15 protein-coding genes are annotated in these 26,386 nt (G+C 60.9%); 9 read left to right on the plus strand and 6 right to left on the minus strand.

Annotation, left to right across the window (positions count from 1 at the left end; translation table 11 throughout):
* Window positions 1–251: 251 nt before the first annotated feature.
* From ACRDT3_RS02575 to ACRDT3_RS02595, 5 genes are all read right to left on the minus strand, one after another.
* Window positions 252–893 carry a Maf family protein gene (locus ACRDT3_RS02575; RefSeq protein ID WP_431491462.1) on the minus strand — a complete coding sequence of 214 codons (642 nt, stop codon included), beginning with the start codon at window positions 891–893 and terminating at the stop codon, window positions 252–254.
* Window positions 890–4,393: an MMPL family transporter gene (locus tag ACRDT3_RS02580; RefSeq protein ID WP_431491463.1), complete on the minus strand. Its 3,504-nt coding sequence runs from the start codon at window positions 4,391–4,393 to the stop codon at window positions 890–892. The genes ACRDT3_RS02575 and ACRDT3_RS02580 overlap by 4 nt, the downstream gene beginning before the upstream one ends.
* A 4-nt stretch (window positions 4,394–4,397) precedes the next feature.
* Complete coding sequence (locus ACRDT3_RS02585; RefSeq protein ID WP_431491464.1) at window positions 4,398–5,180, minus strand: TetR family transcriptional regulator; 783 nt, start codon at window positions 5,178–5,180, stop codon at window positions 4,398–4,400.
* A 3-nt stretch (window positions 5,181–5,183) separates the two neighbouring features.
* The gene (locus ACRDT3_RS02590; RefSeq protein ID WP_431491465.1) at window positions 5,184–6,560 is read right to left on the minus strand and encodes a dicarboxylate/amino acid:cation symporter; all 1,377 of its coding nucleotides are present in this window, start codon (window positions 6,558–6,560) and stop codon (window positions 5,184–5,186) included.
* Window positions 6,561–6,806: 246 nt separating this feature from the next.
* On the minus strand, window positions 6,807–7,271 hold the full coding sequence (locus ACRDT3_RS02595) for a DUF2975 domain-containing protein (protein WP_431491466.1): 465 nt from the start codon (window positions 7,269–7,271) through the stop codon (window positions 6,807–6,809).
* Window positions 7,272–7,461: 190 nt separating this feature from the next.
* Between ACRDT3_RS02595 and ACRDT3_RS02600 the strand changes: the two genes are divergently transcribed.
* On the plus strand, window positions 7,462–7,851 hold the full coding sequence (locus tag ACRDT3_RS02600; RefSeq protein ID WP_431491467.1) for a VOC family protein: 390 nt from the start codon (window positions 7,462–7,464) through the stop codon (window positions 7,849–7,851).
* Window positions 7,852–7,903: 52 nt separating this feature from the next.
* Here the strand turns inward: ACRDT3_RS02600 and ACRDT3_RS02605 are convergent, their stop codons facing one another.
* Window positions 7,904–9,571, minus strand: a complete 1,668-nt coding sequence (locus ACRDT3_RS02605; protein ID WP_431491468.1) for a DUF885 domain-containing protein — start codon at window positions 9,569–9,571, stop codon at window positions 7,904–7,906.
* A gap of 353 nt (window positions 9,572–9,924) precedes the next feature.
* Here ACRDT3_RS02605 and ACRDT3_RS02610 point away from each other — a divergent pair, with 353 nt between their 5' ends.
* The 8 genes from ACRDT3_RS02610 to ACRDT3_RS02645 are packed head-to-tail and all read left to right on the plus strand — an operon-like array spanning window position 9,925 to window position 26,377.
* Window positions 9,925–16,125 (plus strand): Ig-like domain-containing protein, encoded by a 6,201-nt coding sequence (locus tag ACRDT3_RS02610; RefSeq protein WP_431491469.1) that lies wholly within the window; start codon window positions 9,925–9,927, stop codon window positions 16,123–16,125.
* 52 nt (window positions 16,126–16,177) lie between these two features.
* The gene (locus tag ACRDT3_RS02615; RefSeq protein ID WP_431491470.1) at window positions 16,178–17,188 is read left to right on the plus strand and encodes an AAA family ATPase; all 1,011 of its coding nucleotides are present in this window, start codon (window positions 16,178–16,180) and stop codon (window positions 17,186–17,188) included.
* Window positions 17,188–18,507 (plus strand): DUF58 domain-containing protein, encoded by a 1,320-nt coding sequence (locus ACRDT3_RS02620; RefSeq protein WP_431491471.1) that lies wholly within the window; start codon window positions 17,188–17,190, stop codon window positions 18,505–18,507. Before ACRDT3_RS02615 ends, ACRDT3_RS02620 begins: the two co-directional genes overlap by 1 nt.
* Entirely contained in the window at window positions 18,504–20,858 is a 2,355-nt protein-coding gene (locus tag ACRDT3_RS02625; protein ID WP_431491472.1) for a DUF4129 domain-containing transglutaminase family protein, read from the plus strand. The genes ACRDT3_RS02620 and ACRDT3_RS02625 overlap by 4 nt, the downstream gene beginning before the upstream one ends.
* Window positions 20,849–21,946, plus strand: a complete 1,098-nt coding sequence (locus ACRDT3_RS02630; RefSeq protein ID WP_431491473.1) for an RDD family protein — start codon at window positions 20,849–20,851, stop codon at window positions 21,944–21,946. The genes ACRDT3_RS02625 and ACRDT3_RS02630 overlap by 10 nt, the downstream gene beginning before the upstream one ends.
* Window positions 21,943–22,767, plus strand: a complete 825-nt coding sequence (locus tag ACRDT3_RS02635) for a PP2C family protein-serine/threonine phosphatase (protein ID WP_431491474.1) — start codon at window positions 21,943–21,945, stop codon at window positions 22,765–22,767. The genes ACRDT3_RS02630 and ACRDT3_RS02635 overlap by 4 nt, the downstream gene beginning before the upstream one ends.
* Window positions 22,764–24,821, plus strand: a complete 2,058-nt coding sequence (locus tag ACRDT3_RS02640; protein ID WP_431491475.1) for an FHA domain-containing protein — start codon at window positions 22,764–22,766, stop codon at window positions 24,819–24,821. Before ACRDT3_RS02635 ends, ACRDT3_RS02640 begins: the two co-directional genes overlap by 4 nt.
* A complete protein-coding gene (locus ACRDT3_RS02645) occupies window positions 24,818–26,377 on the plus strand; it encodes a serine/threonine-protein kinase (protein ID WP_431491476.1) in 1,560 nt (519 codons plus the stop codon). The genes ACRDT3_RS02640 and ACRDT3_RS02645 overlap by 4 nt, the downstream gene beginning before the upstream one ends.
* Window positions 26,378–26,386: the final 9 nt, after the last annotated feature.

Below are 26,386 nucleotides of genomic sequence, written 5' to 3' on the forward strand. Positions count from 1 at the left end.
CGACACAGCACAGCCAAGCCACTGATTCCCGACAGGAAACCGATGCCCATGAGCACTGCTGGGAGATCGGATCCAGCCATCGAACTTCCGCCGGGATTGTTGAATACTTCTATTGCCGCCGCTGCCGGCGCCACATTATGCGCCAGCGTGGGTTCGGGTATGAACAGATGCTGCTGAGCCGGGAACTGCAGGCATGAAAATGGTGCCTTCCGCAATGCAGCGGAAGGCACCATCTACCGGCAGGAACCGGTTTATTTCCAGAGATCCACGATGCTTATCCCGGCCTGGGCCAGCAAGCCGCGCAGCACGAAGACATCCAATCCCACGACGTTCTGGAAGTTGCCTTCGATGGACTCGATGAAAGCCGCCGCCAGCCCGTCAATGGTAAAGGCGCCGGCGCAGGGCAGTGGTTCCCCGCTGGCTACGTAGGCTTCGATCTCGGCGTCGCCCACGGTGGAGAAATGCACCACGGTGGAAGAAACCTGGCCGCGAGCCTGTTCCGGATTGGCCGGATCAATCAGCCAATGACCTGAGTGCAGGATTCCGGTGGCACCGCTCAGTTGCAGCCAGCGCTCGCGGGCTACCTCCTTGGTATGCGGCTTTCCGTAGGCCACGCCATCAAGTTCGAAGACCGAATCGCAGCCCAGCACCACGGTGCCTGCCAGATGCCCTGCTTGCGCCACGTTCTCGGCCTTGGCCCGAGCCAGCAGCAATGCGGTCTGCGCTGGACTCTGCTCGCCGTTCCGGGCCACTGCAGCTGCCAGCACCGCATCTTCATCCACCTCGGAAACCTGGGTAGTGAAGCTGATGCCAGCATCGGCCAGAACCTTCTTGCGTCCCCACGAAGCGGAAGCCAGCAGCAACCGGGTTTCTGTCTTCATCTGTTCGCTCATACTGCGGCGTTCTCCTTGGCCTGGTCCTGGTTGAAGCCGTCATTGGAGGTGTTTTCCCCGGAATCCAGCATATCGTTGAGTTTCGACCCTTCCACATCAACATCCGGCAGGATCTTGTCCAGCCATTTAGGCAGGTACCAGGCCTTGTCGCCCAGCAGGTGCATCACTGCCGGAATGAAGGTCATGCGGATGATGAACGCATCGAAGAGCACCCCGAAGGCCAGCGCGAAACCGAGCGGGCGGATCATTGCCAAGTGCGAGAACACGAAGCCGGCGAAGACCGAGATCATGATCAGCGCAGCGGCGGTGACTACCGGCGCGGCCATCGAGAAGCCGGAACGGACCGCTTCCTTGGCAGGCTCGCCGTGAGCGTAGCGTTCGCGCATCGCCGAGACCAGGAAGACCTGGTAGTCCATGGCCAGCCCGAACAGGATGCCGGTGAGCAGGATCGGCAAGAAGCTGAGCAGCGGACCGGGGACGTTGACATCGAAGAGGCCGGAGAACCACCCGAACTGGTAAACCATGACGCTGGCGCCGAAGGCGGCAGCCAGCGAGAGCAGGAAGCCACCGGTGGCCAGCAGCGGAACCACGACCGAGCGGAAGACCAGCAGCAGCAGGATCAGCGAGAGCCCAACCACAATGCTCAGGTACGGGACCAAGGCGGCGGTGACCTTCTCGGAGACGTCAATCTGCGCGGCGACCTGGCCGGTCACGGCAATCTCGACCCCCGTGGCCTCGGAGAACTTCGAGTAGTCCGCACGTAGCTGGTGCACCAGCGCTTCGGTGGCTTCCGAAGAAGGGCCATCGGTAGGGATTACCTGAATGGCTGCCAGGGACCGGTCTTCGGTCATGGTGACAGGAATTGCGGCCACCACGCCGTTGTATTCGCGCAGTTTTTCTGCCACGTCCAGGCTTTTTTCCTCAGCTTCGCGCTCGGTCAGCCCGGCAGGCAGATCAGCCAGGACCAGCAACGGACCGTTGTAGCCGGAGCCGAACTTGTCGCTGGTCTGTTCGTAGGCCTGGAAGGCCTGCGAATCAGCAGGTTCTGCACTGCCATCGGGCAAAGCGGTCCGCATCTGCGTGGCCGGCAGTGCGATAGCGCCCAGGACCACGACCACCAACAGGGTCACTGGAACAGCGATCTTGGTGACCAAGCGGACCCAGCGAATGGAGAACGATTCCTTGATCTTGGGATTCTCGGCATCTGCAGCTGCCTTCTTGCGGGCCCGCTTGGAAACCAGTTTGGTGCCAGCCAGGGACAGCAGTGCGGGCAGCAAAGTGATGTTCAGCAGCACCGAGCAGAACACGGTGAACGCGGCCGACAGTCCCAAGACGGTCAGGAATGGGAGTCCCGGAACGGCCAAGGCCGCCAGCGCGATGATCACGGTCAGGCCGGCGAAGACCACAGCATTGCCGCTGGTGCCCACGGCGCGTGCAATCGAGTCTCCGACTTCCATGCCGGAGAGCAGCTGCGAACGGTGGCGGTGAATAATGAACAGCGCGTAGTCGATGCCCACCGCAAGGCCCAGCATGAGAGCCAGGGCAGGGGTAATCGAGGCCATGTCAATCAGCGAGGAGAACGCCATCGTAGTGCCCACGCCAGCGCCCACACCGAGGATCGCCAGCAACAGCGGCAGGCCGGCGGCGACCAAGGTTCCGAGCATGGCAATCAGGACGATGGCAGCGATGACCACACCAATGATTTCCGAGGCTCCGAAGACCTGGGACATGTCCTGCATGATCTCCTTGGAGAACAGCACCTCCACGCCATTAGCCTGTGGACCTGCGGCGATAGCCTTGATCTGCTCGCGGTCATCGGGAGTCAGCGCATCGGTCTGGACCTTGAAAGTCACCTGCGAGACCGCGGTACTTCCGTCTTCGGAAACGAAACGCATATCGGAGCTTGCGCCCACCTGGCGGGAAGCGAATTCCAGTTCAGCTCGGCCGGATTCCAGATCCTTCAGGCCTTGCTCTATGTCCTTCTCTCCCTGCTCAAGCTCGGCGGTTTTTTCCTTGATGGTCTCTTCGCCGACTTCAAGCTCCTTCTTGGCTTCTAGCAGCTGGGCTTTGCCTGCAAGGAACTGCGCCTTCTTGGCATCGAATTCACGTTGCCCGGCCTCCAGCTTGGCCTTGCCGGCATCGAGCTCGGCCTGGCCCTCGCTCAGCTTCACCTTATTGCTAGCGATTTCATTTTTCGCCGCATCCAGCTGTGCCCTGGCTTCGTCCAGCTGGGTTTTGGCGGCGCCAAGCTGGCTGCGGTTGGCATCCAGTTCTTCGTGGCCTGCCTTGGCCTGGGCCTGGCCAGCGTCGAGTTCCTTGCGGGCGGCATCAAGTTGCTGCAAGCCGGCTTCGGCCCTGGCGATCTGCTCAAGTGCGGCGGTGGCCTGCTGCTTGCCGGCAGTTGCCTCGGCGATGCCAGATTCAGCCGAGGTTTTGCCGGCTTCGGCTTCGGCTAGACCGTCCTGCAGGGCATTCAACGCGGCGGTGTATTCGGAGATTTTCTCTTCGTCACCAGCTTCTTCAGCGGCATCAAGCTGCTGTTGCACGCCAGCAATCCGGATCATCAGATCATCGATAGCGGCTTCAGCCTCGGCCAGTCCCGCCTGTGCGGCAGACAGGCCCTTTTCAGCGGACTTCAGGCCCGTGGTGGCTTCTTCCTTGCCGGCAGACAGGGTTGCGTCGAATTCTTCACGGGAAGAGTCGCCTAGCAGCTGGTCCACGCCGGCCTGATATTCTTCTTCCCCGTCGGCGAGCTTGGCGTCAGCGGCATCGAGCTTCTGCTCTCCAGCTTCGAACTTTGCGCGGCCAGCGTCGTATTCGGACTTTCCGTCCTTGTACTCTGCTAATCCTGCGTTGTACTTCGCCTCGCCGGCTTCCAGCTGGGCACGACCCGAGGTCAGCTCACGCTGGCCGGCTTCCAGCTGTGCGCGGCTATCGGCGAGCTGTTTTTCGGCGGCGGCAATCTGCGGCTCGGCAGCCTGGATTTCCTTCTGGCCGTCAAAGTACTGTGCCCAGCCATCGGTGAGTTCGTCGCGGCCTTCCTTGAGCTGCACCTTGCCGTCGGCAATCTGCTGCTTGGCATCGTCAAGCTTTTCCTGGCCGTCAACAAGCTCCTGCTGCGCTTTCTCCAGCTCTGGCTGTGCCTTATCGAGCTGTTCCTGCAATTCGAAGGGGCTCATGGCTTCGACAACCTGGGTCTGCAGGGCCAGCTGTTCCAAGGACTCGGCGATGGCCTGCTTCTGGGTTTCGTTCAGCGGCCGGTCCGAGCTTTCACGGAACACAATGGAGCCAGAGCCGCCGGAGAGATCCGGGAGTTCTTCTTTCATGCGGTCCAGGGTGCGCTGAGTTTCAGTTCCAGGCAGAGTGAAGGTATTGGATAACTGGCCCATGAACAAGCTGGCGCACAGGCCGATGAAGATGAAGGCCGCCAGCCACATCGAAATGACGCGGTAGCGGTGCAGGTGTGCCCATCGCGCGAGGCGGTAGAGGAGGGAAGCCATGAGCTTAGATGTCCTTCAAGGTGCTAGTGCTGGTCAGCGGCAAGGCGGTAAAACCCTGGTCAAGGGTTTTCATGGCCTGGGTAATCAAAGTATGGAAGACGGAGATGAGTTCGGGGGAGATATCCAGACCGTGGGTTTCGGTAGCTGGAAGACGCTCGATCCACTCATCAAATGCTGCTTGGCCTGCGCCGAGCAGAGCATGGGTAAAGACTCTGATGGAGAAACTGTCGGCCTGCGGATAGCGGCGGGCGACTTTTTCGATAACTTCCGTGGTGGCTTTCCGCCATTCGTTCATCGTGGCGGGGAAGCCGCAGCTGGCTTCTTCCGTTCGCAAGAACGCACCAAACTGGGCCACTTGCCCGAGCATCCGTGACACGTCATCGGATTTGAGCGATTCAATGATCGCTTCGACCAGGGGCATGGAGTCGGTCAGGTCGCTGATGGAATCCACCATGGTACCCAGAACCTGGTGCAGGGGATAGGAGAAGACCGCATCTACTGACGGGAAGTAGTTGAAGAGCGTGCGGCGCGAAATGCCGGCCGCTTCAGCGATCTGGGTAGCGGTAAGCGCCGCGCCAGAGCCTTTGCGGAGCAGGTCCGCGACGGCTTCAACGATGGCCTGTTTCGTAGCTCGTTTGTTTGGTTCGCGGCGGGTGCCGGTACTCGGGGAAGTCACATAACTTACACTACGTGCAAAGTTGCACCCTGTGCAAAGAAAATCCGTGTGACCTTTAACTGGAAATCGGCGCACGAGCAATAGTGCCCGTGCGCCGATTTCCTTCAGCAATGCCTACTTGGCTGCAGCTGCCTCAGCATCTGCCGCTGAGATGCTTTCGTCAGCGAAAGGGTTGCCATTGCGTGGCGCGTTGTACATGTCAATGTCCAAGATGCCCTCGCGCTTGGCGACAATGGTGGGAACCAGCGCCTGGCCGGCAACGTTCACCGCGGTGCGGCCCATGTCGATGATCGGGTCAACGGCCATCAGGAGGCCAACGCCTGCCAGCGGGAGGCCCAGGGTGGATAGGGTCAGCGTCAGCATGACAATAGCACCGGTAGTACCTGCGGTTGCCGCCGAGCCCAATACGGAAACCAGCGCAATCAAGAAGTAATCGGTGAGGGACAGCTCAATACCGAAGAACTGGGCAACGAAGATTGCTGCGATGGCCGGATAGATGGCAGCGCAGCCGTCCATCTTGGTGGTGGCACCCAGCGGCACTGCGAATGAAGCGTAGCCCGAAGGTACGCCGAGGTTGCGTTCGGTCACGCGCTGGGTCAATGGCAGGGTGCCAATCGATGAGCGCGAAACGAAGGCCAACTGCACTGCTGGCCATACGCCCGAGAAGTACTGCTTGATTGACAGGCCATGTGCGCGGACCAGTACCGGGTACAGCGCGAATAGCACCAGTGCCAAGCCAACGTAGATCGCAACGGTGAACTTGCCTAGCGCGCCAATGGTGTCCCAGCCATAGGTGGCAACAGCGTTGCCGATCAGGCCAACCGTGCCGATCGGTGCGATGCGGATGATCCACCAAAGGACCTTCTGGATGATTGCCAGAATAGAGGCGGAGAACGCCAGGAATGGTTCGGCTGCCTTGCCGACCTTGAGGGCAGCGACGCCCACGGCGATAGCAATGACCAATATCTGCAGGACGTTGAAGCTGATCGAGGTAGAAGCAGTTGCGTCATCGACCAGCTTGGTGCTGGCGCCCAGACCCAGGAAGTTGGCTGGGACTAGGCCAGTGAGGAAGCCGAGCCAGTCACCGGTCTTGCCGGAATAGTCATCGGGCATGCCCTGGCCGGTGTTCGCTCCGGGGCGGAAAACGGTGCCAAGAACCATGCCGATGATTACCGAGATCAAGGCAGTGATGGCAAACCAGAGCAGGGTTTGCCACGCAAGGCGTGCTGCGTTGGTGACCTTGGCCAAGTTGGCAATCGAAGCGACAACCGCAAAGAAGATCAGTGGGATAACTGCAGTGCGTAGCAACGCTACGTAGCTGGAGCCAATGATCGACAGGGCCTCACCCAATCCGTTGGGTTCCTCGGCGGTGCTGCCGGTGTACTTGGCCACGAGACCCAATAGAAGACCGACTATCAGTGCCGCAATGATCTGCGGGCCGAAATTGGTCATCCAGCGGGGAAGCTTAGATGCAGTTGCGATATTAGACATGCGTACAAGATTAGGGCGAGATTCTCCGCCGGAGGCAGTTAATGTTACTGAACATGACAATATTTCATCGTTTGTGTTTTATTGCACTGAAATGCGGTGTCTAGGGTCACTGGACCGGCGAAATTACGCACGAATCGCAAGGAGCCCCAGGCGTGGCGACACGGATCTTCACATGGGAATATTTGGCTCGCTGCCATTGTTGCTGGATTAATCGCCGTGACTGTGCTTGGTGAAGCATTGGTCACTTCACGCAGTTAGCTTTCGTATCCTGGACGCGAGTATGCCGCGCATTGCGACCAGCAGGCAAGTGGCAGTTGCTCCGAGTGTCGCCGCGCCGGCAACGGCAAGGGCGACGCCGGGACCGCCAGCGCCGACTAACCCCAAGAGATGAATTCCCAGTCCCAGGACCAGCAGGGTTGCTGTAGCGGCTGCGCAAATGGCGATGCTGACCCAGCGCAGTGAGCTGATCTGGTAGAAGGTTCGGCGCCGAAGCTTCGATATGAGGATCCAAAAACAAATCAGGGCAATCTGCAGGCAAATAAGTCCGGCCGTCACTGCGCACCGGTACGGGGTGGCCAGATGGGCCACTTCGGGATGAATATAGGTGGCCTCTTCGATGAACATCGGCAAAATCAGCACTTGGCCAAGGATTGCACCGAGGAAAATTGCGATAAGTGCGGTTCGGGCGGATATAACTGCGAGGCTGGCCATCTAATGATTGTCAGCTATTATCTATCGTTAATCAATAGGGTGGCGTCATTCTTTCCCCGAAAGTTGAATCCAGGTTTTTCATTGTTGCTTCCATGATCTTGACCTGTCGGAGCCATATGGAAAGGTAGAAGCCAGCAAGGCGTGGGGAATCTGTGGTTGCTGTATTTGCCGAAACTGAAAGAAGGAAAAGATGCGGGTCTACATCACAAGTGTTTTCGTGGACGATCAGGTGAAAGCCAAAGCATTCTATACCGAGGTGCTGGGCTTCAAGGTCAAGCACGAAATTCCCATGGGGGAGTACAGCTGGCTGACCCTTGTCGCTGCCGACCAACAGCAGGGCCCTGAGGTTCTTCTGGAACCGTCAGACCATCCCGCCGTTGGGCCATATCGTTCGGCGCTGAAAGCTGATGGCATTCCTGCAACCTCCTTTGCTGTTGATGATGTCCAAGCGGAATTTGAGCGCCTGGGCGCGTTGGGCGTGAGCTTCACCCAGGAGCCGATGGATGCGGGACCTGTGGTGGTTGCGACCTTTGATGACACCTGCGGCAATTTGATTCAGATTTCCAGCTACAAGGGCTAAGGCAAAGGCGGCCCTGCCAAATTGCAGGACCGCCAAATTGCACTGTCGAAATCTACTTCACGAGTGCGCGCTTCAAGGTATCCAGGCCAACTGAACCGAGCTTCAAGGCCGCTGTGTGGAAGTCCTTGAGCGAGAAGTCCTGTCCCTCGGCTGCTGCGAGGTCATCGCGGATCTGCTCCCAGAGGCGCTGGCCAATCTTGTAGGATGGCGCCTGGCCTGGCCATCCGAGATAGCGGTTGTACTCGAAATCCAGCTGCCCCTTGGACATGTCCAGATTCTTCTCCAAGAACTCATAACCGTTTTCGGCATTCCAGGTGCCGGTGCCCCACTGCGCAGGAACTTCCAAGCCCAGGTGAACTCCTATATCAAAGACCACTCGCGCGGCTCGAATGCGCTGGGCATCGAGCATGCCCATGTAATCGCCCGGGTCATCGAGGTAGCCCAGCTGGTGCATGAGGCGCTCGGAGTACAGCGCCCAGCCTTCGCCCTGGCCGGAAACCCAGCACATCAATCGGCGCCAGCTGTTGAGCGTAGCGGCCTGCATTTGCGCTGTACCGATCTGCAGGTGATGGCCTGGAACACCTTCGTGATAGACGGTGGTGAGCTCGGCCCAAGTGGTGAATTCATCTTCTCCAGGCGGAACCGACCACCACATCCGGCCGGGACGGCTGAAGTCCTCTGACGGGCCCGTGTAGTACACGCCGCCATCCTGGGTCGGAGCGATCATGCATTCGATGCGGTCCATTGGCGCCGGGATGTCAAAGTGCTTGCCCGACAAGTCTGCCATGGCCTGATCTGCCTTGCCCTGCATCCAGTCCCGCAATGCGTCGGTGCCTGACAGCTTGCGCGCCGGATCCTCGTTGAGGATCTTCTTGGCTTCCTCGATCGTGGAGCCCGGCTTGATCTGCTGGGCTACACGCCGCTGCTCGGCGATGATGGCATCGAGTTCGCCGACGCCCCAGGCGTAGGTCTCTTCCAAATCCACTGTGGCGCCCAGGAAGCGGCGGGACATCAGTGAGTAGTACTCTCGGCCCACCGCGTCTTCGGCGGGTGCCTGTGCCAGGAGTTCGTCTTGCAAGTACGCGGTGAGTTTGCGGTAGGCCTTCTTCGCGGCTTCGGCTCCGGTCTCCAGCTGTGCTTGCAAAGCGGCCTCCGCCTTGGTGCCGGAGGCGGCCAACTGGTCGAAGAATCCGCCATCCTTGGCGTAATCGGTGGTTTGCGTGATCACTATGGACACTTGACGCTGCGCCGCAACCAAGTCATTTGATGCAGAATCGCGCAAGGAAGCGATGTAGCCGTCGATAGCCGCAGGAATGTTGGACATTCGCTGGGCGATGAAAGCATAGTCTTCGGAAGACTCCTGCGGCATTAAATCGATGATTGAGCGGATTTCCTGCGCCGCGCTGGCGATATTGTTCAGCTCGGTGCGCCCGGTGAACAAGATTTCCATCTCGAGGCTCAACCGCTCGGTCATCGCATCAAGCGAAACTTCATCAATTGCGTCGACCGGAGTGGCATTGGCCAATGCGCCCAGGGTCTCTCGCAGCAAACTGATCTGCTGGGTGGTGCCAGCGGGGGAGTAGTCGCCATAGGTCGTTTCGTAGCCTGGCATGCCAAGGGAAACTCCCCACTCCGGGGTCAGTTCAAGGGACTTGGCGAAGAAGGCTTCGGCGATCTGGTCGATCGCCGAAGGCTCGCGGTGCGGTGCAGGGGATGTCATGTAGCTAACAGTAGTTGATATGAAAGATTTGTTGAAGAGTTTGCCGCAGGTTCGTTCTGTACTACTTTTTCGCGGTCGTCCGGCCGGTGCTCCCGGGTGCTGGCTGCGTCGCTGGCCCTGTTGACAATGGATCAGTGGGCAATTGCGGTCGAATTAGCGGTTCTCTCCTATCCAAAAGAGGCGTGAGAACTGTATTGCGTTGATGAACCGCCTAGTCAATGCCTATGGGGAGAACTCTCCATGGCGGAGGTTTTGTCAGTTCGTTAGAATTGGAGGGCGTTGAATCTGACTATGGGGAATAGAGGCGGATTTTGACGCGCACTCGTACCAGCAAACCAAGGACTGACCTCTAAATGGCCAAAGCCGCTTCGACCGGATGGACCGGACTGCTCAAAAGCACCGGGTTCAAGGTGACTGCTATCCCAGTCGTGGCGGCGCTTGCCGTCACCGGCGCCATTATCTATCCGGGCTTCGAAACCGCTGACGTGGAACTGAATGACGGTGGCGTCTGGGTAGTCAATCAGTCCGAAGGCAAGATCGGGCATGTCAATTACCAGTCGCGCACCCTTGACGGTGGCGTTGCCACCCCGCTGGCCAACTATGACCTGGTACAGCATGAAGAAAGCGTGCTGGTACGCAACCTTGAACAAGCCTCGCTGACCACTATTGACCCCGCAATGGTGCAATTCGCTGGCGATAACAACCTGCCAGCGAACTCGTCCTTCTCCTTCGGTGCGTCCGTTGTGGCCGTCACCGACGCTGAACACGGAACCGTCCAGGCCAGCAACCTCGAACAGATCGCCGACTTCAAAGGTGAAGGCGCCGAACCGCTGATCGAATCCAAGGGCGAAGTCGCCGCCGTGGTTGGCGCCGACGACACCATCTGGGCCGCAGACCTCGGCGCAGGAACCCTTTCCAGCTTCACCCTGGACGACGAGGGCAAAGCAGAACTCGCCCAGGAATTCGAAATTCCCGAACTGGCCGAAATGAAGGAGCCGCAGCTCTCGGCCGTCGGCAAGGTCGGCGTGGTCTTCGACGAAGCCACCGGCGAACTGGTCACCTCGGAAGGCACCTCCGCTACTCTCGAGAATCCGGCCAATGCCCGGATCCAGTCTCCGGGCCCGGAAGCCGAGAACATTGCTGTGGCACTGGACCAGTCGCTGGCAACTGTGAGCCTGTCCGGCAAGGACACCAACTATGAGCAGCTGGAAACCGCTGGCACCCCAATCCAGCCGGTACGCGTAGGAACATGCACCTACGCGGCCTGGCAGACCAGTGGCGAGTACCTGCGCTTCTGCGATGACCCGGCAAATAACCAGAGCACCAGAATTCCAGAAATGTCAGAAGGGGCTGAACTGGCGTTCCGGGTCAACCGAGACGTGGTCGTGCTGAACGACGTGCATTCGGGGCAAGTCTGGTTGGCCAATGAAGGCATGGAAATCGTCAGCAACTGGAGCGATCTGGAACCGCCTGCTGGCAAGGGTGAAGCCAAGGAAGAAGAAACCAAGGAAATCACCGACGCCATCGAGCTGCCTAACCGCACCGAAGAAAACAAGAAGCCGATCGCCGAGGACGACAGCTATTCGGTACGCCCCGGCCGCACCACCTTGCTGCCGGTGCTCTATAACGACGTGGATCCAGATGGCGATTTGCTGACCGCGAACCTGGAAGGCGCTGCGCCCTCGGTAGGGGCCGTGCAGCCGGTCCACGACGGCACCGGATTCCAGATTGTGGTTCCCGAAGATGCCACGGGCGGCGCGAGTTTTTCCTACACCACCAAAGACGGCCGAGGGGGACAGGACACCGCGACCGTCAAGCTGAACGTGGTGGACGATGAAACCAACAAGGCTCCAGAACAAAAGCGCACCACCGTGCTGCGCGTGCAGCAAGGCGAGTCAGTCAGCCACAACGTGCTCGCTGACTGGACCGACGCGGAAGGCGATGACCTGCGTTTGCTCGGTGGCACCTCCGATGGCGATGACGTGATCCGCGTCCAACCCGATGGCACCTTGACCTTCCAGGATGACGGAAAGAAGCTGGGGCAAAAGGAATTGGCCATTCAGGTTTCCGACGGCCAGGAAGGCACCAAGGGCCGGGTCCTGATTGAGGTCTTGGCCGACGCCACCGTCAAACCGGTTACCGCAACCGATCATGTGGTTGCCAATATCAATGAATCCGCCAGTTTCTCCCCGCTGGAAAATGACACTGATCCCACCGGAGACGGACTGCGGCTGGCCGGGGTGGATGATGTTCCCGGGTTGGAAATCAAAACCAATGCACAGACCGGAACCGTGACCGCACGGGCCGAACGCGCCGGAACCTACTACGTTGAATACATGGCCACCAACGGCCCGGCCAGCGCCCCGGGGTTGGCTCGCATCGATATCAAGAAGCCCCAGGAAAATGCCGAGGACCCGATCGCGGTACGCGATGTGGCATTGCTGCCGGCTGGCCAGGATGTACTGGTCAACGTGCTGGGCAACGACACCGACCCGGCAGGTGGCGTACTGGTAGTAACCGGCGTGCAGACCGCCAGCGACAAGCCGTTCTCCACCTCCGTAGAACGCAATACCTTTGTTCGAATCACCGACGTGCGTGGCCTCACCGACCCCACCACCATCAGCTACACCGTCTCCAACGGCTCTCGCGAAGCAACCGGTTCCATCCGCGTGATTCCGATTCCGGCACCACCACGCATGGATCCGCCGCAGGCCAACCCGGACACCGTCACCGTCCGCGAAAACGACGTGGCCACCGTCAAGGTTCTGGAAAACGACATCCACCCGAACGGCGGAGAGCTGCTTTTGCGGCCAGAACTGGAAGAAGCTGATGATCTGGGAGAAGGCTCCCTGATCTCGGTTGCCGACGAAACGATACGTTTCCGCGCCGGCGACTTTGGCGGCAAGGCCAAGCAGGTTTCCGCGGTCTACACCGTGGCAGGACCTGATGGCCAGGAAACCAGCGCCAGCGTCACCTTCAACGTCCTGCCAGAGGCAGAAGCCAATGACCTGGAAAAGAACAGCCCACCGAACCCGGAACCAGTCACCGGGCGAGTATTCGCCGGCTCCAGCACCAACGTGCTGATCCCGATTGACGCCATTGACCCCGATGGCGACTCGGTTTCCCTCGTGCAATTCGGTGATTCACCGCGCATGGGCACCGCGAAGATCCGCGGGGCCTCCATCGACTACACGGCCAACCCCGATGCATCGGGCACCGATGAATTCAGCTACGTGGTGGAAGACCGTTTGGGTGCCCGCGCCACCGGCACGATCAAGATCGGCGTGGCGCCACTTGCCGAATCCAATAATTCCCCGGTTGCAGTCAACGACTTCTTGACCGTGCGACCAAACCGCCCGGTGGCGGTGGACGTGATGGACAATGACACCGACCCAGATGGCGACCCGATCGCCTTGATGAGCGAAGTCTCCACCGAATCCAGCACGGAGGTGGAAGTCATTGACGGCCGCGTCACCCTGACCTCGCCCCCGGAGGACGGCAACGTTTCGGTGCGCTACATGATTTCCGATGGCCGCGGTGGCACGGCGGCGGGCACGCTGAGCATCAAGTCTGACCCAGAGGCCCAGCTGCTGGCGCCCATTGCCCGTGATGACCGTGTTTCCCTGGAAGAAGTCATCGGCGATGAACAAGTGACCGTAGATATCCTGCGCAATGACGAAGACCCGGATGGCAGCTCCAGCGAATTGGAGATCAGCTTGCCGGATAACCCGCCCACCGCCCAGGTGACCGAAGATGGCCTGGCGGTCACCGCCACCGAGGACGCGCAGATCATTGCCTACACCCTGACCGACCCCGACGAACTGACATCTACGGCCTTCGTCCATGTGCCCGGCACCGCCGGAGCGCGGCCAATCCTGCGCAGCGGGCTGAACCTGCAGGTCGAGGCGGGACAGGTCCTGCCACTGAACCTGGATGACTTGGTGCTTGTCCGTGAAGGGCGCACCCCGCGCCTGACCACCGAAGAGTCGGTGACCTCGATGCCGCAAAACGACGGCGAACTGGTCAAGTCCGCCACCGAGCTTTCCTTCCGTGCACCAGTTGATTTCGACGGCTCGGCTACCGTCAGCTTTGAAGTCACCGATGGCACTGGCCCCGACGATGAAAAGGGCCTGAAGTCCAAGCTGACCCTGCCAATCAATGTCACCCCGGCTCCACGCCAGGAAGACCCCGACGAGCGCCAGAACCAGAACGAAGAAGGCCAGCCGGAGGAAGAAGAGCCTGAAGAAGAGGAAGAAGAGGAAGAAGAGCAGCCGGAGGAGGAGAACTTCGCTCCGACCCTGCAGGCCAATGCCTTGGCCGTAGGCCAGGGCGAGGAGCCAGCCTTCCTGGACCTGCGCATGGCCGCAAACGATGCCAATGAAGACGACGTTCCGAAGCTGAAGTTCGCCATCGCTTCGGTGGACATCCAAGGTGTCCAGGCCGAACTGGTTGAAGGGCACAACCTGAGGGTCAGTGCCGAAGCTTCCACCCCGAAGGGCACCACCGGTACCGTGACCGTCACGGTCAGCGACGGTGTGAACCCGCCGGTTCCGGCCGCCATGAACATCACCGTTACCGGCTCGGTCCGCGAGCTGCCGGTGGCTGTGGCCGATAACGTGGCCGAGGCGGCCCAGGGCAAGACCGAAGTGGTCGATGTGCTGGCCAACGACCACAACCCGTATGCGGATGAAGGCCCGCTGCGCCTGATCAACGCCCGTGCCCTGGAGGACACCGGCGAAGTGAAAAAGAGCGGCGACAAGGTAGCCATCACCCCGAACGATGACTTCGTGGGCACCATGCGGGTGGAATACACCATTGGCGATGTCACCGAAGACGTGGCACGCAACGTCATCGGTACCGTGACGCTGAACGTCAAGGGGGCCCCGGAAGCCCCGGGCCTGCCACGCGTCCAGTCCACCGGGGATGAGAAGGTTGTGCTGCAGTGGGATCCGCCGGCCAATAATGGCTCGCAAATCACCCACTACACCGTGACCGGCGGCGGGCACACCCAGCGGTGCGCCACCACCACCTGCACCATCACGCCGCTGGCCAACGACACCGTGTACAACTTCACGGTGACCGCCACCAACGAGATTGGCCAGTCCCCGGCCTCGGCGCCGTCAGCCGATGCCCGACCGGACGTGGAACCCGAACAGCCGGCCGCCCCAACCGGCACCGACGGCGACCAGCAAGCGGCCTTCAAATGGACCGCCCCGGTCAGCCGGGGTTCGGCCATCCAGAGCTACACCTTGGAGATCTCCCCGGCACCGGCCAACGGCGTCACCCAGGTCACCGGCATCACCGGCACTTCCTACACCTGGAAGGGCCTGAAAAATGGTACCGATTACCAGGTGCGCGTGCGCGCGGTGAACAAGGCATCCAAGCCATCGGCCTTCAGCGCCTACTCGGCAGCCGTGACCCCGGCTGGCAAGCCGTTCAAGCCGTCCGCTCCAACCGCAGCCCGCAAGGAATCTGCGGTGGATGGCGGCGTGGTCAACGTCGCTTGGAACGCACCGGGCACCAATGGCGCACCGATCACCGGCTACACCCTGCGTGTCTACAAGTCCGGCACCCTTGAGAAGACCATTGGCTCCATTGCGGCCAACCAGACCAGCCAGTCGGTCACCGGCCTGAGCACCTCGGGTTCGTACACCTTCACCATTGCGGCAACCAACCGCAAGGGCAGCTCGGAACAGAGCTCGAAGTCGGTTGCGGTGACCCCTTACGGGCGTCCGAAGGCCGTCTCCAGCGTGAGCGCCAAGGCCACCGGCGCCAACCGCATGGTGAAACTGAGCTTCCAGGCCCCTGCGGCCAACGGCTCGAAGATCACCGGATACCAGTACTCTGCCGATGGTGGAGGCTGGCAGTCCTTCGGCGGGCCCGGCTCGGTTATTGACACCGGTTCCAACGGCACCGCGCATACCTGGCGCGTGCGTGCATTGAATGCCGCCGGCGCGGGCGATGCCAGCCCGGCCAGCAACAAGACCAGCGCTTACGGTCCGCTGCGCGACAACGCGAAGATTTCCTCTTCGCATGGCGATAACTGGATTTCCTTCAGCTGGAATACGGCCGCCGGCGAATCCAACGGACGCAAGGTCACCCAGACGGTGAAGATCGGCGGAGAGAACACCAAGAACGATGGCTCGCAGAAGGTCACCGGCCTGGGCTACTCCACCAGCCGCACCATCAAGATCGTGTCCACGGATACCGAAGGCCAGAGCAAGTCCTGGTCCAAAACGGATCAGACCAACCCCAAGCCTGCGCGTTCCATCACCCTGAGCAAGGGCCCGAACTACAACGGGTACTCCAACTCGACCTGCGACCCGAACTGCTACAAGTACCACGTGGAGCTGTACAACTTCGCCCCGGGCAACTACACCTATCTGGCCAAGTGCTACCACTCGGGCGGCATGTTCTCGGATAACTATGTCAACTTCTCGATCAACGGCGACGGACGGGCTTCCAAGGACCTGCCATGCGTGATCGAGCCGGGATATGCCGAACCGTACTATGCGGTGATCGACGGAACGCAATCCAACAAGACCACCTTCTAGCCAGCCACACAGCCTTTTGCGCATCGCAACGCACAGAAAGAACAACAAAACCATGACCATGAGCACCGAGCAGGCCAACTGGTTCTGCGATACCTTCGCCAAATTGGTGTCCAATGTCGGCCTGTCCGTGCTGGGCAAGGACCAGACCATCAAGCTGGTGCTAACTGCCATGCTCACCGAAGGGCATGTGCTGCTCGAAGATGCACCGGGCACCGGCAAGACCATGCTGGCCCGTTCGCTGGCCGCCACGGTGCGGGGCAGCAACTCGCGCATCCAGTTCACCCCGGACCTGTTGCCTTCGGACGTCACCGGCATCACCATCTACGACCAGCGCAGCGGGCAGTTCGACTTCCACCATGGACCGATCTTCGCCAACCTCGTGCTGGCCGATGAAATCAACCGCGCTTCTCCAAAGACCCAGTCGGCGTTGCTGGAAGTCATGGAAGAAGGGCGGGTCACCGTCGATGGCACCACCTACCCGCAAGCTCGCCCGTTCATGGTGATCGCCACCCAGAACCCGATCGAGCAGGCCGGTACCTACCGTCTGCCTGAAGCGCAGCTGGACCGCTTCCTGATCAAGACCTCCATCGGCTATCCAGACCGCGAAGCCACCGTGGCGCTGCTCTCGGGCAGCACCCAGCGTGACCGCTCGGCCGCGCTGAACGCCATCATCACCACCGAGGCAGTGGTGGAAATGGCCGAGCTGGCAACCACTGTGCATGTGGACACCGCCGTGCTGGAGTACGTCGCAGCCCTGTGCGAAGCGACCCGCGAAGTCCCGGAAACACGTTTGGGCGTCTCGGTCCGTGGTGCCCTGGCGATGGTGCGCGCGGCCAAGGTATGGGCCGCCAGCCAGGGCCGGAACTACGTGCTGCCAGATGACATCAAGGAATTGGCGCCGTACATCTTCACCCATCGCTTGGTACTGGACCCGGAAGCGGAATTCACCGGCACCACCTCCACGCAGGTCATCACCTCGGTGCTGCGCAAGGTCCCAGCCCCAACCCGCCGTGGCAACGAAGACTCCGCCCCGGCCGCAGGCAAGGACCAGGACGAGCATTAATGAGCCGACGAGCTAAGCGTTCTGCGCGGAGCACCAAGTTGAATCGCAGGGCCGAAAAGTCGCTGACCATGGCCAGCGAAGCGATGCAGGTGCTGCGCGAATACCTGCGCCCTGCCACAGCGCGGGTCAAAGAATTCAGCGCCCGTTTCCTTGCCCCGATCACCTCGGTCATCTCCCCGCTGGGCTTCGTGCTGCTGGGTACGGCGATTCTCCTGTGGATTCTTGGCACCAATTTCGGCTGGCAGGAGGCCCTGTTGGGTGCCTTCATGGCCACCTTGCTGTTGCTGGCTTCCGTGGGATTCGTCTTGGGGCGCAATGATTTCAGTGTTGACCTCGATCTGCACCGCACCCGAGTGGCTGTGGGTGACCGCGCCGTTGGCGCCCTGCAGGTGACCAACAAGGCCTCGCGCAGCGCAGCGCCGGTGATGATGGAACTTCCGGTAGGCCATGGTGCCGCCCAGTTCCGGATCCCGCGCCTGGAGCCGCAAGGAACGCACGAAGACCTGTTCACCATCCCAACCCAGCGCCGCCAGGTGCTGGAGGTGGGGCCGGTCCGCTCGGTCCGCCAGGATCCCTTCGCAATTCTGCGCCGGCAGGTGAAATGGACCGACCGCTACGAGCTGTTCATCCATCCGCGCACCACCGCGCTAGATGGTTCCTCTGCTGGTTTCATCCGCGACCTCGAAGGCATGCCCACTTCCGACCTCTCGAACTCCGATGTGTCTTTCCACGCCCTGCGCGAATACCAGTCCGGAGACGACCGCCGCCATATCCACTGGAAGTCGACGGCGCGTACCGGTGAGCTGATGGTCCGCCAGTTCGAGGAGACCCGGCGTTCGCACCTGGCACTGAGCCTGAGCACCAATCTGGACGAGTACAGCGAGGCGCACGCCGAGGAAGATTTCGAACTCGCCATTTCGGTCGCTGCCTCCATCGGCCAGCAGGCCGTAGCTGAACAGCGCAAGCTGGCCATCTTGACCCAGCAGGGTCCGGTGCGCACCGACAGCGGCCGCATGATGATGGACGGGCTGACCCGCGTCGAAGCAGCCGCCGGCCAGCGCGAAAACCTGGTGGAGGTGGTTCGCCACACCGCCGATGCCGTGCCCGGCGCTTCGGTGATTTTCTTGCTCTCCGGCACCAAAACCAGCGCCAAGTCGCTGCGTGAAGCCTGGATGCATGTGCCTGCCGGCGTGCGCGCCATCGCTATCCGGTGCGAGACAGGCGTGGAACCGACGCGCTCGAACATTGGCGAGCTGACGGTACTGAGCCTGGGCAAGCTGGAAGAACTCGGCTTGATGCTGCGAAAGGCCGTGGCATGAAACGGACTTTGCCCCTATGGCGATTCGGCGTTGACGCGGCCTGCCTGGGATTGGCCCTGGTTCTTGGCGCACTGGGCCTTCTGGAAGCCTACGGCGCGAGCCTGAACTTCATCCTCGCTGCCGTTGGCGGAATTGTTGCCGGTCTTGCCTTGGCCTGGGCCAACGTGTACTTCAAGCTGGGCACCTGGCGAACCATGGGCCTGTTCGCATTGCTGTACCTCTTGCTTGGCACGCCGTTGGCGACTCCACGCGAGGCTGCCTTCGGAATCCTGCCCACCGGGCAATCCCTGCGTACCTTGCTGACCGGTTTGGTCTTCAGCTGGAAAGACATGCTCACCGTGGCGCCACCAGTAGGTTCCTACGGGGGCGTACTGATCGTGGCCTTCCTTTCCGCGCTGCTCACCGCACTGCTGGCCGGCTTGGCCGCCTGGCATTTGCGCTCGCCGTATTGGACCCTGCTGCCGCTGCTGGCGATGTTCGTGCTGGGTATTGTTTTTGGCACCCGCGACGTGCCGATGCCAATCGCCCGTGGCGTCGCCTTTATTGCGGTGTTGGTCGGTTGGCTTGCCTGGCGACGCTTTATCGATACGCGCATTTCCGGCGGATTCAGCTCGCTGAACCACGAGCAGCTTGATTCCCATGGCGGACAGCAGATGTTGCTGCGCCGCATCATCGCCGGAGCCCTGGTGCTGGCCGGTGCCGGCGTAGCGACCGCGGCGGCCACTCCGCTGCTGGCCCCGGAAACCCCGCGCCAGGTGTTGCGCGATGCGTTGGAACCGCCGGTGGATCTCTACGATTATCCAAGCCCGCTGACGCGTTTCCGCAAATATGTGAAAACGATGGCTGACGACACCCTGTTGACCGTCAAGGGCCTGCCCAAGGATGAGCGCATTCGCCTGGCCGCATTGGATTCATACAACGGCATGGTCATCAATGTGGATCCTTCCGCTGGTGGCAGTTTTGCTCCAGTGGGTGATGCCAGCGATATTCGTTCTGCCGAGACGATGGAAGGCCGCGAAGCGGCTGAACTTGAAATCTCAATCCAGGACTATGAAGGCGTGTGGGTTCCGTCCGGCGGCAAGCTCATGGGCTTGGACCTGACCGGTGGGCGTGAAGATGAACTGGCCCGTTCCCTGTTCTACAGCGACACCTCTGAAAGTGCCCTGAGCTCCATTGGCCTAGCGAAGGGCGATACCTACACGGCTAAGGTGCTCTTCCCCTCCAAGCCAAGCGATGACCAGCTCAATGAACTGGACTTGGCGCAGTTCCGCATGCCAGAGCTGGCCAACGTGCCAGCCACGGCGGGAGCCAAAGCCGCCGAATTCACCGGTTCGGCACGCGGCGACCTGCAGCGCGTGCGGAGCATTGAAGCCATGCTCTCCGGAACCGGGTTCTTCTCGAACGGCACCGAGGGCCAGGTTCCCTCGCTCTCCGGGCACGGAGCAGGGCGTATCACCAGCCTGCTCGATGCCGAACAGATGATTGGCGATGACGAGCAGTATGCTGTCGCGATGGCGCTGATGGCTCGCGAACAGGGGATTCCTGCGCGCGTAGTCATGGGTTTCTACCCCGAGGAATACGCCCCGGGGAAGGCCATTGAGATCAAGGGGTCCGATGTTCATGCCTGGGTGGAGATCGCTTTTGAAGAAGTAGGCTGGGTTGCTTTCAACCCGACCCCGAATGAAGACGAGCAGCCTACGCCTCCAGAACAGGAACCCAAGGCTGTGCCGCAGCCGCAGGTGCTGCAACCACCACCACCGGTGCAGGAAGAAGCGGACTTGCCTCCGCAAACTGCACCGGAGCCGCAGGAAGTTGAAGAGGAACCGAAAACCTTCTGGGAACGCTGGGGCCAGGTCATCATTGTCGTCGGTATTTCGCTGGGTTCGGTGCTGCTTCTGCTCTCGCCGCTGCTGCTGGTTGCCTTGCTGAAGCTGCGCCGTCGCGAGAAGCGTTCGAAGACCGGCAGCACCGGGGATCGCATGAGCGGTGGCTGGCAGGAATTGCTCAGCCATGCCACGGATCACCGAATCGCTACGGCCAACGGTGCGACCCGGCGAGAAAGTGCTACCGTGCTGGCTGACGGATTCCCAGCGCTGTCCAGCCCGGTGCAGTCCCTGGCGCAGCGTGCGGATGCGGCGAACTTCTCGCATGAAGAACCGACCGAAGAACAAGTGCGCAAGTACTGGGAGGATGTCATTGCGCATACCCAGAAGATGCAAGAACCGCTAGGCTTCTTCGGCAAGATGCGCGTGAAATACTCTCCACGCTCTCTGATACACGAGTTGGCAGCCAAGACAGTCAAGACGGCACGAACATTGCAACGGAAAAACAGGAGCAAGCCATGGCAGTAAAAATGGACCTGGTAGATGCCCGAACAACGCAGCGGCTGCTCTCGTGGTTCGTCGACTTCCTGCCAGTACTGGTCCTCTCGGTTATTTTCCTGCCGATGATCGCATCCAAGATGGTGAACTCGCTGAATGCTCCGCAGATCATGGGCGAGATCGCCGGAACGTACATCCTGTACAGCGTCCTCGCTCTGGCTTACACGGTTCTCTTGTGGTGGTGGGAAGCTACTGCAGGCAAGACCCTTGGCAATGTGCTCCTCGGGCTGCGCACCGCTTCCGTTTCAGGCCAGCGCCCGGGTTGGGGCAAAACCATTATTCGCCGCTTGCTGATAGCCGTCGCAGGTATCGTTCCGATCCTAGGATCGGTGCTGATGGTGATCTCCAATCAATTCGACGCGAATGGCAAGAAGCAGGGCTGGCACGACAAAGCGGCCGGGACGCTGGTACTCGATATCAAGGCTGGACGGGATCCGCTGACTACCGGTGGTACCGGGGGACCGCGGTCTTTCGCGCCTCAGCAGCAGTATGCTCCGGGCCGTCGCTTCGTGGGCGAGCCAGAAGAAGTACCCGGCAGGTCCTCGGGAGTCATTGATTCGGTGCCAGGTGCCGTGCGCTCCAATGCGCCTGAGGCGCAGAAAGCGGCTCGTCCCCGTCCTGCCGCGCAGCCAAAGCCGGAGGCGAAGATCGTTGAGCTTCCGTCGTCCAAGGCCGATGCGGATCCGGATGCAGATCTTGGGCATACGCAGATTCGTTCGCAATCTCCTGATGCCTTGCATCTGCTCTTTGACGACAGCCGGTGCCTTGACCTTGCCGGCAGCATCTTGATCGGACGCAACCCCTCCTACGCAGAAGGCGATGTAGGCGTTCACCTGGTTGCGGTGGATGATCCGGGACGCACGGTCTCCAAAACGCATCTGCTGATCCAGCCAGGGGTTGGCAGTGTCTGGGTTACGGACCGCGATTCGGGCAATGGCTCTTCCATTGTTGATGGAGACGGAAACGTGCGCGAACTTGTTCCGGGCAAGCCGGAGCAGGCAATGATTGGCCACACGGTGTACTTCGGTGACCGCTACTTCCAGGTGGAACGTCCATGACAGGCCTCAACCCCGGAGTCAGCCTCAGATTCAGCCACGGCCAGGCAACTGACCGTGGACTGCGCCGTGCCCTGAACGAGGACAGCTTGCTGGCCTCGGAACGGTTGCTGGCTATTGCCGATGGCATGGGCGGGCATGAGGCCGGTGAAATAGCTAGCGCCCTGTGCCTCAAGATCCTGGGTGAAGGATTCCAAGACGCCGGCGCCAATCTCGACCCGGAAACCCTGGACACGCTGTTGAATGAAGCTGATCGCAGCATCGTTGAGGCAGGCTCCGGTCGAGCCGGAACCACACTCACCGGGGCCGTGCTGATTGATGCAAGGACCTCCAGCGGGCAGGCAGAACAACCCCAACTGCTGGTGTTCAACGTGGGCGACTCGCGCACATACCTGTGGGCCCAGGGCTTGCTGCAACAGGTCAGCGTCGATCACTCCGAAGTGCAGGAACTGATGGACATCGGCCAGTTGGACGCCGCGCAAGCAGCCACCCATCCACGCCGACACGTCATCACCCGCGCATTGGGGATCAACGCCAATAGCCAACCCGATTACTGGCTGGTTCCGCTGGCAGGGTGCGAACGCATTCTGGTCTGTTCAGATGGGCTGAGCAGCGAAGTCGGCGATGCTGCAATCCAGGAGATCCTCACGCGTTTCCCGGATCCGCAGCAGGCTTCCGAGGAACTAGTCCAAGCGGCCCTGGACGCCGGGGGACGCGATAATATCAGCGTGATCGTCGCCGACGTGCAGTATGGACACCCCGATGATGCTGGCATCACAATCCCACGCATATCGACTACGAGCCACCAAGAGGAGAAATCATGAACAGCCTGCGTTACATTCCCGGAGACTGGTACGCCCTGGTAAATGACCAGCACATCGTCCTCCTTCCGGCAAGCGCCAGCGCCGAACAGGTCAACGGTTTGTGGGCCAACCTTGCTGGAAAGAAGACGGTGGAGGCGCTGCTCTCAGAGTTGTTGCCGCTTTACCAGATGAACATTGCCGAGCTGCCAAACTTCGCTTTGGTATCCCGTGACAGCGCACCACATCTGGTCTTGCGTGGCGCCCCAGAATTTACCGCCCGGACAGCGGCCGGTGACGAGTCGGTTAGCGGTGCCGGTATCGCGACCTGGGCCGAACGCAGACTTGGCGAGTCAAAGTCATGGACTTTGAGCACTGGTTCTGCGAATCCGGAAGCCGCGTTCGCGCTGCCAATTGGCGAAGGCATCGTTCGAGTATCCAGCCTGGAATGGAGCGCCGAAGGGGACACCGCTGCTGGTGCGCCTGCCGCTGCCGCAACCAAATCACCTGCCACGCCTGCTGCTCCTGCCAAAGAGGCTCCAAGCGTGGCGGCGCCTGCTGCTGCGGCAAAGGCCCCAGCAGCGAAAGATCCAGCAACAGCTGCCGCAAAACCTGCTACTGCACCGGCAAAGGTGCCAGCTGCGGCTAAGCCTGCTGCTGCGCCCGCTGTTGCCAAGCCGGAGGTTGCTCCGGCACAGGCTCCAGCGGCAGCGAAAGATCCAGCGCCAGCGGCGGCTAAGCCTGCTGCTGCGCCCGCTGTTGCCAAGCCGGCCGTTGCTCCGGCACAGGCTCCAGCGGCAGCGAAAGATCCTGCGCCAGCGAAAGATCCAGCGCCAGCGGCGGCTAAGCCTGCTGCTGCGCCCGCTGTTGCCAAGCCGGAGGTTGCTCCGGCACAGGCTCCAGCGGCAGCGAAAGATCCTGCGCCAGCGAAAGATCCAGCGCCAGCGAAAGATCCAGCGCCAGCGGCGGCTAAGCCTGCTGCTGCGCCCGCTGTTGCCAAGCCGGCCGTTGCTCCGGCACAGGTTCCAGCGGCAGCGAAAGATCCAGCGCCAGCGGTGGCTAAGCCTGTTGCTGCGCCCGCTGTTGCCAAGCCGGCAGTTGCTCCGGCACAGGCTCCAGCTTCCGCCAAGCCAGCATCTGCACCGGGCACCGCCGCGCCGGCCAAAGAAGCTGGCGATCCCAAGGGCCCCGCAGATGTGCTGGCACGGGCAGCCAAGGCAGCCGACGCGGCCAAGGCATCAGCACAGGATGCCGAGGTTGAGCTGTCCGATGACTCGGCAACGAGTTATGCCTTGCCTCGGACCGAAGCTTCAGAAGTAACTCAGGATCCAGCGCAATACGAGCAGGAAGCCTACTCGGAGGAACTATCGCTGGCCGGGCAGCTGCTCGGCGCCAGAGGTGCAGCAGAGACCGCCTACGATACCGGCCAGGGCGATGATCTGGACACGATTATCAAGCCGCGCCCGGGAGGTCCTGCCGCTTCGGCGCGGCCGGTTGAACCGGCTGACGACGAGCACACGATCATCCGCGGCTCCAGCGTGCCAAAATCCAGAGTCTCTTCAGGTTTGGATGCCAAGGACGGTACTGAAAATTCGGTGTCCCTGAATGAATTCATCTTGGCCCGCTCTTGCTCCAAGCGGCACCCCAACCCTCCAACTGCCTCGACTTGCCGGGAATGCGGCGAGCGCCTAAGCGGCCAAGCGCAGCAAGTTCGCAAACCGGCCATGGGCCGCATGATTGTCAGCGATCACGGCGGCGCCCGCGAATACGCCCATGAACTGAACCGTTCGGTGATCCTCGGGCGCCAGCCAAGCGCGGCAGCCATCAAATCCGATACCGAACCCCGCTTGCTGAAGGTGGAAAGCCCAAGCGGTGACATCTCCCGTTCGCACCTGCATGTGCGTGTGGAAGGATGGCATGTGCAGCTGGTTGACCTTGGCGCGACCAACGGCACAGTGCTCTTGCGCGAAGGGCAGCGGCCACGGCGCCTGTCCCGGCACCAGGAGATCATGCTGATCAACGGCGATGTCGCTGATCTAGGCGATGGCGTGAGCATACGCTTCGAGGATCTGCCGTGACCCTACGGCGCCCGCCGGCTCCGGCACCGCAGATCCCGGGATTCACCTACGTCAAGCCGCTGGGCACTGGCGGATTTTCCGATGTCTATCTGTACGAACAGCACCGGCCCAACCGCAAGGTGGCGGTCAAGGTGCTGCTGGCAGATGTCAGCGATGAGGAAGCTCGCCGGCGATTCGAGGCTGAAGCCAACTTGATGGCCCAGCTGTCCACCCATCCGTATATTGTCACGATCTACCAGGCGGAGATCACCGAAGACGGACGGTCCTATTTGGCCATGGAGTATTGTTCCCGGCCTTCCTTGGACGCCCGCTACCGTCGCGGCGTCCTGAGCATTGATGAAACGCTGTCCCTGGCAATCCAGTTGTGTTCAGCGGTGCATACCGCGCATCTTGCAGGCATTGTGCATCGCGATATCAAGCCGGGAAACGTGCTGACCACCGACTACAACAGGCCGGCGCTGACCGACTTCGGCATCTCCGGAACTATCGGTTCACACACCGCTGGGCTTTCGGTGCCATGGTCCGCACCGGAAGCCTTCGGCGACGGCATGCCTCCGGGTGTACGCATGGATGTGTACTCGCTCGGTGCCACGATCTATACGATCTTGGCCGGGCATTCGCCATTCGTCCGTCCTGGACAGGATAATTCGCAGGCAGTACTCATCGAGCGGATCTGCAATTCGCCGTTGAAGCCGTTGGAGCGGCTTGACGTTCCTGAATCACTGAGCCAGGCGCTGGCGGTAGCGATGGCGAAGAACCCGGCTTCGCGATTCGGCTCGGCTGCCGAACTGGCCCGCTCGATGCAACGAATCCAGATCGAGCTGGGCTTCTCGGTCACGCCCTTTGAAGTACTTGAAGAACCTGCAGAAGCGGTTGACGAAGAGAACGGCGAAAGCACTCGCGTTCGCAATGTTACTTCGATTAGCGACGCGCAGCGTCCGCTGCCTTCCACGCCGATGATTTCCTCTGTTCCCGGGCAGCGGCCGCGGCGGGCAGGACCGTCAGTTCCAATACCGCGGCTGGAAATGCCGAAGGATTCCATTTCGGCTCCGCGCCAGGAAAGTGGTGCTCGCGATGAATCAGGAGCGCCGGTGGACGCGCCGGCAGAACCGAAGCCGCGCCAAGGCCTGCCGAAGGTCTTCATCGCGGTGGGCATTGTGCTATTTCTCCTGGTTGGCGGCGCTGTCTTTGCCAACATGTTCTTGCCGGAGCAAGATACCGCGCAGCGTTCTGGCCCGCCTATTACGGCAACGGACGGTCCCAAGGATGCCTTGGTTGGCGGCAACGTGCCGAAGGTGGATAATTTTGCGTACTCCACGGTCGGAGAAACGGTAACTTTCCGTTGGTCCAACCCGGAACCGAATAAGTCAGACCATTACCGGTGGGCTCCAATTACCGCCACGGAAACGGGAGAATATAGGCAGACGACATCTGCAAGTGCCACAACCGAGATCGGGAAAGGCGGACAAACCTGTATCGAGGTCAAGCTCGTGCGCGATGATGGACGTATCTCAGATGGAGCACGGTTCTGCACCGCTTCGGGTTCAGGAAAGTAGGCAAGGACG

Origin of the sequence: Glutamicibacter sp. (assembly GCF_050701915.1) — a bacterium.
GTDB lineage: Bacteria > Actinomycetota > Actinomycetes > Actinomycetales > Micrococcaceae > Glutamicibacter.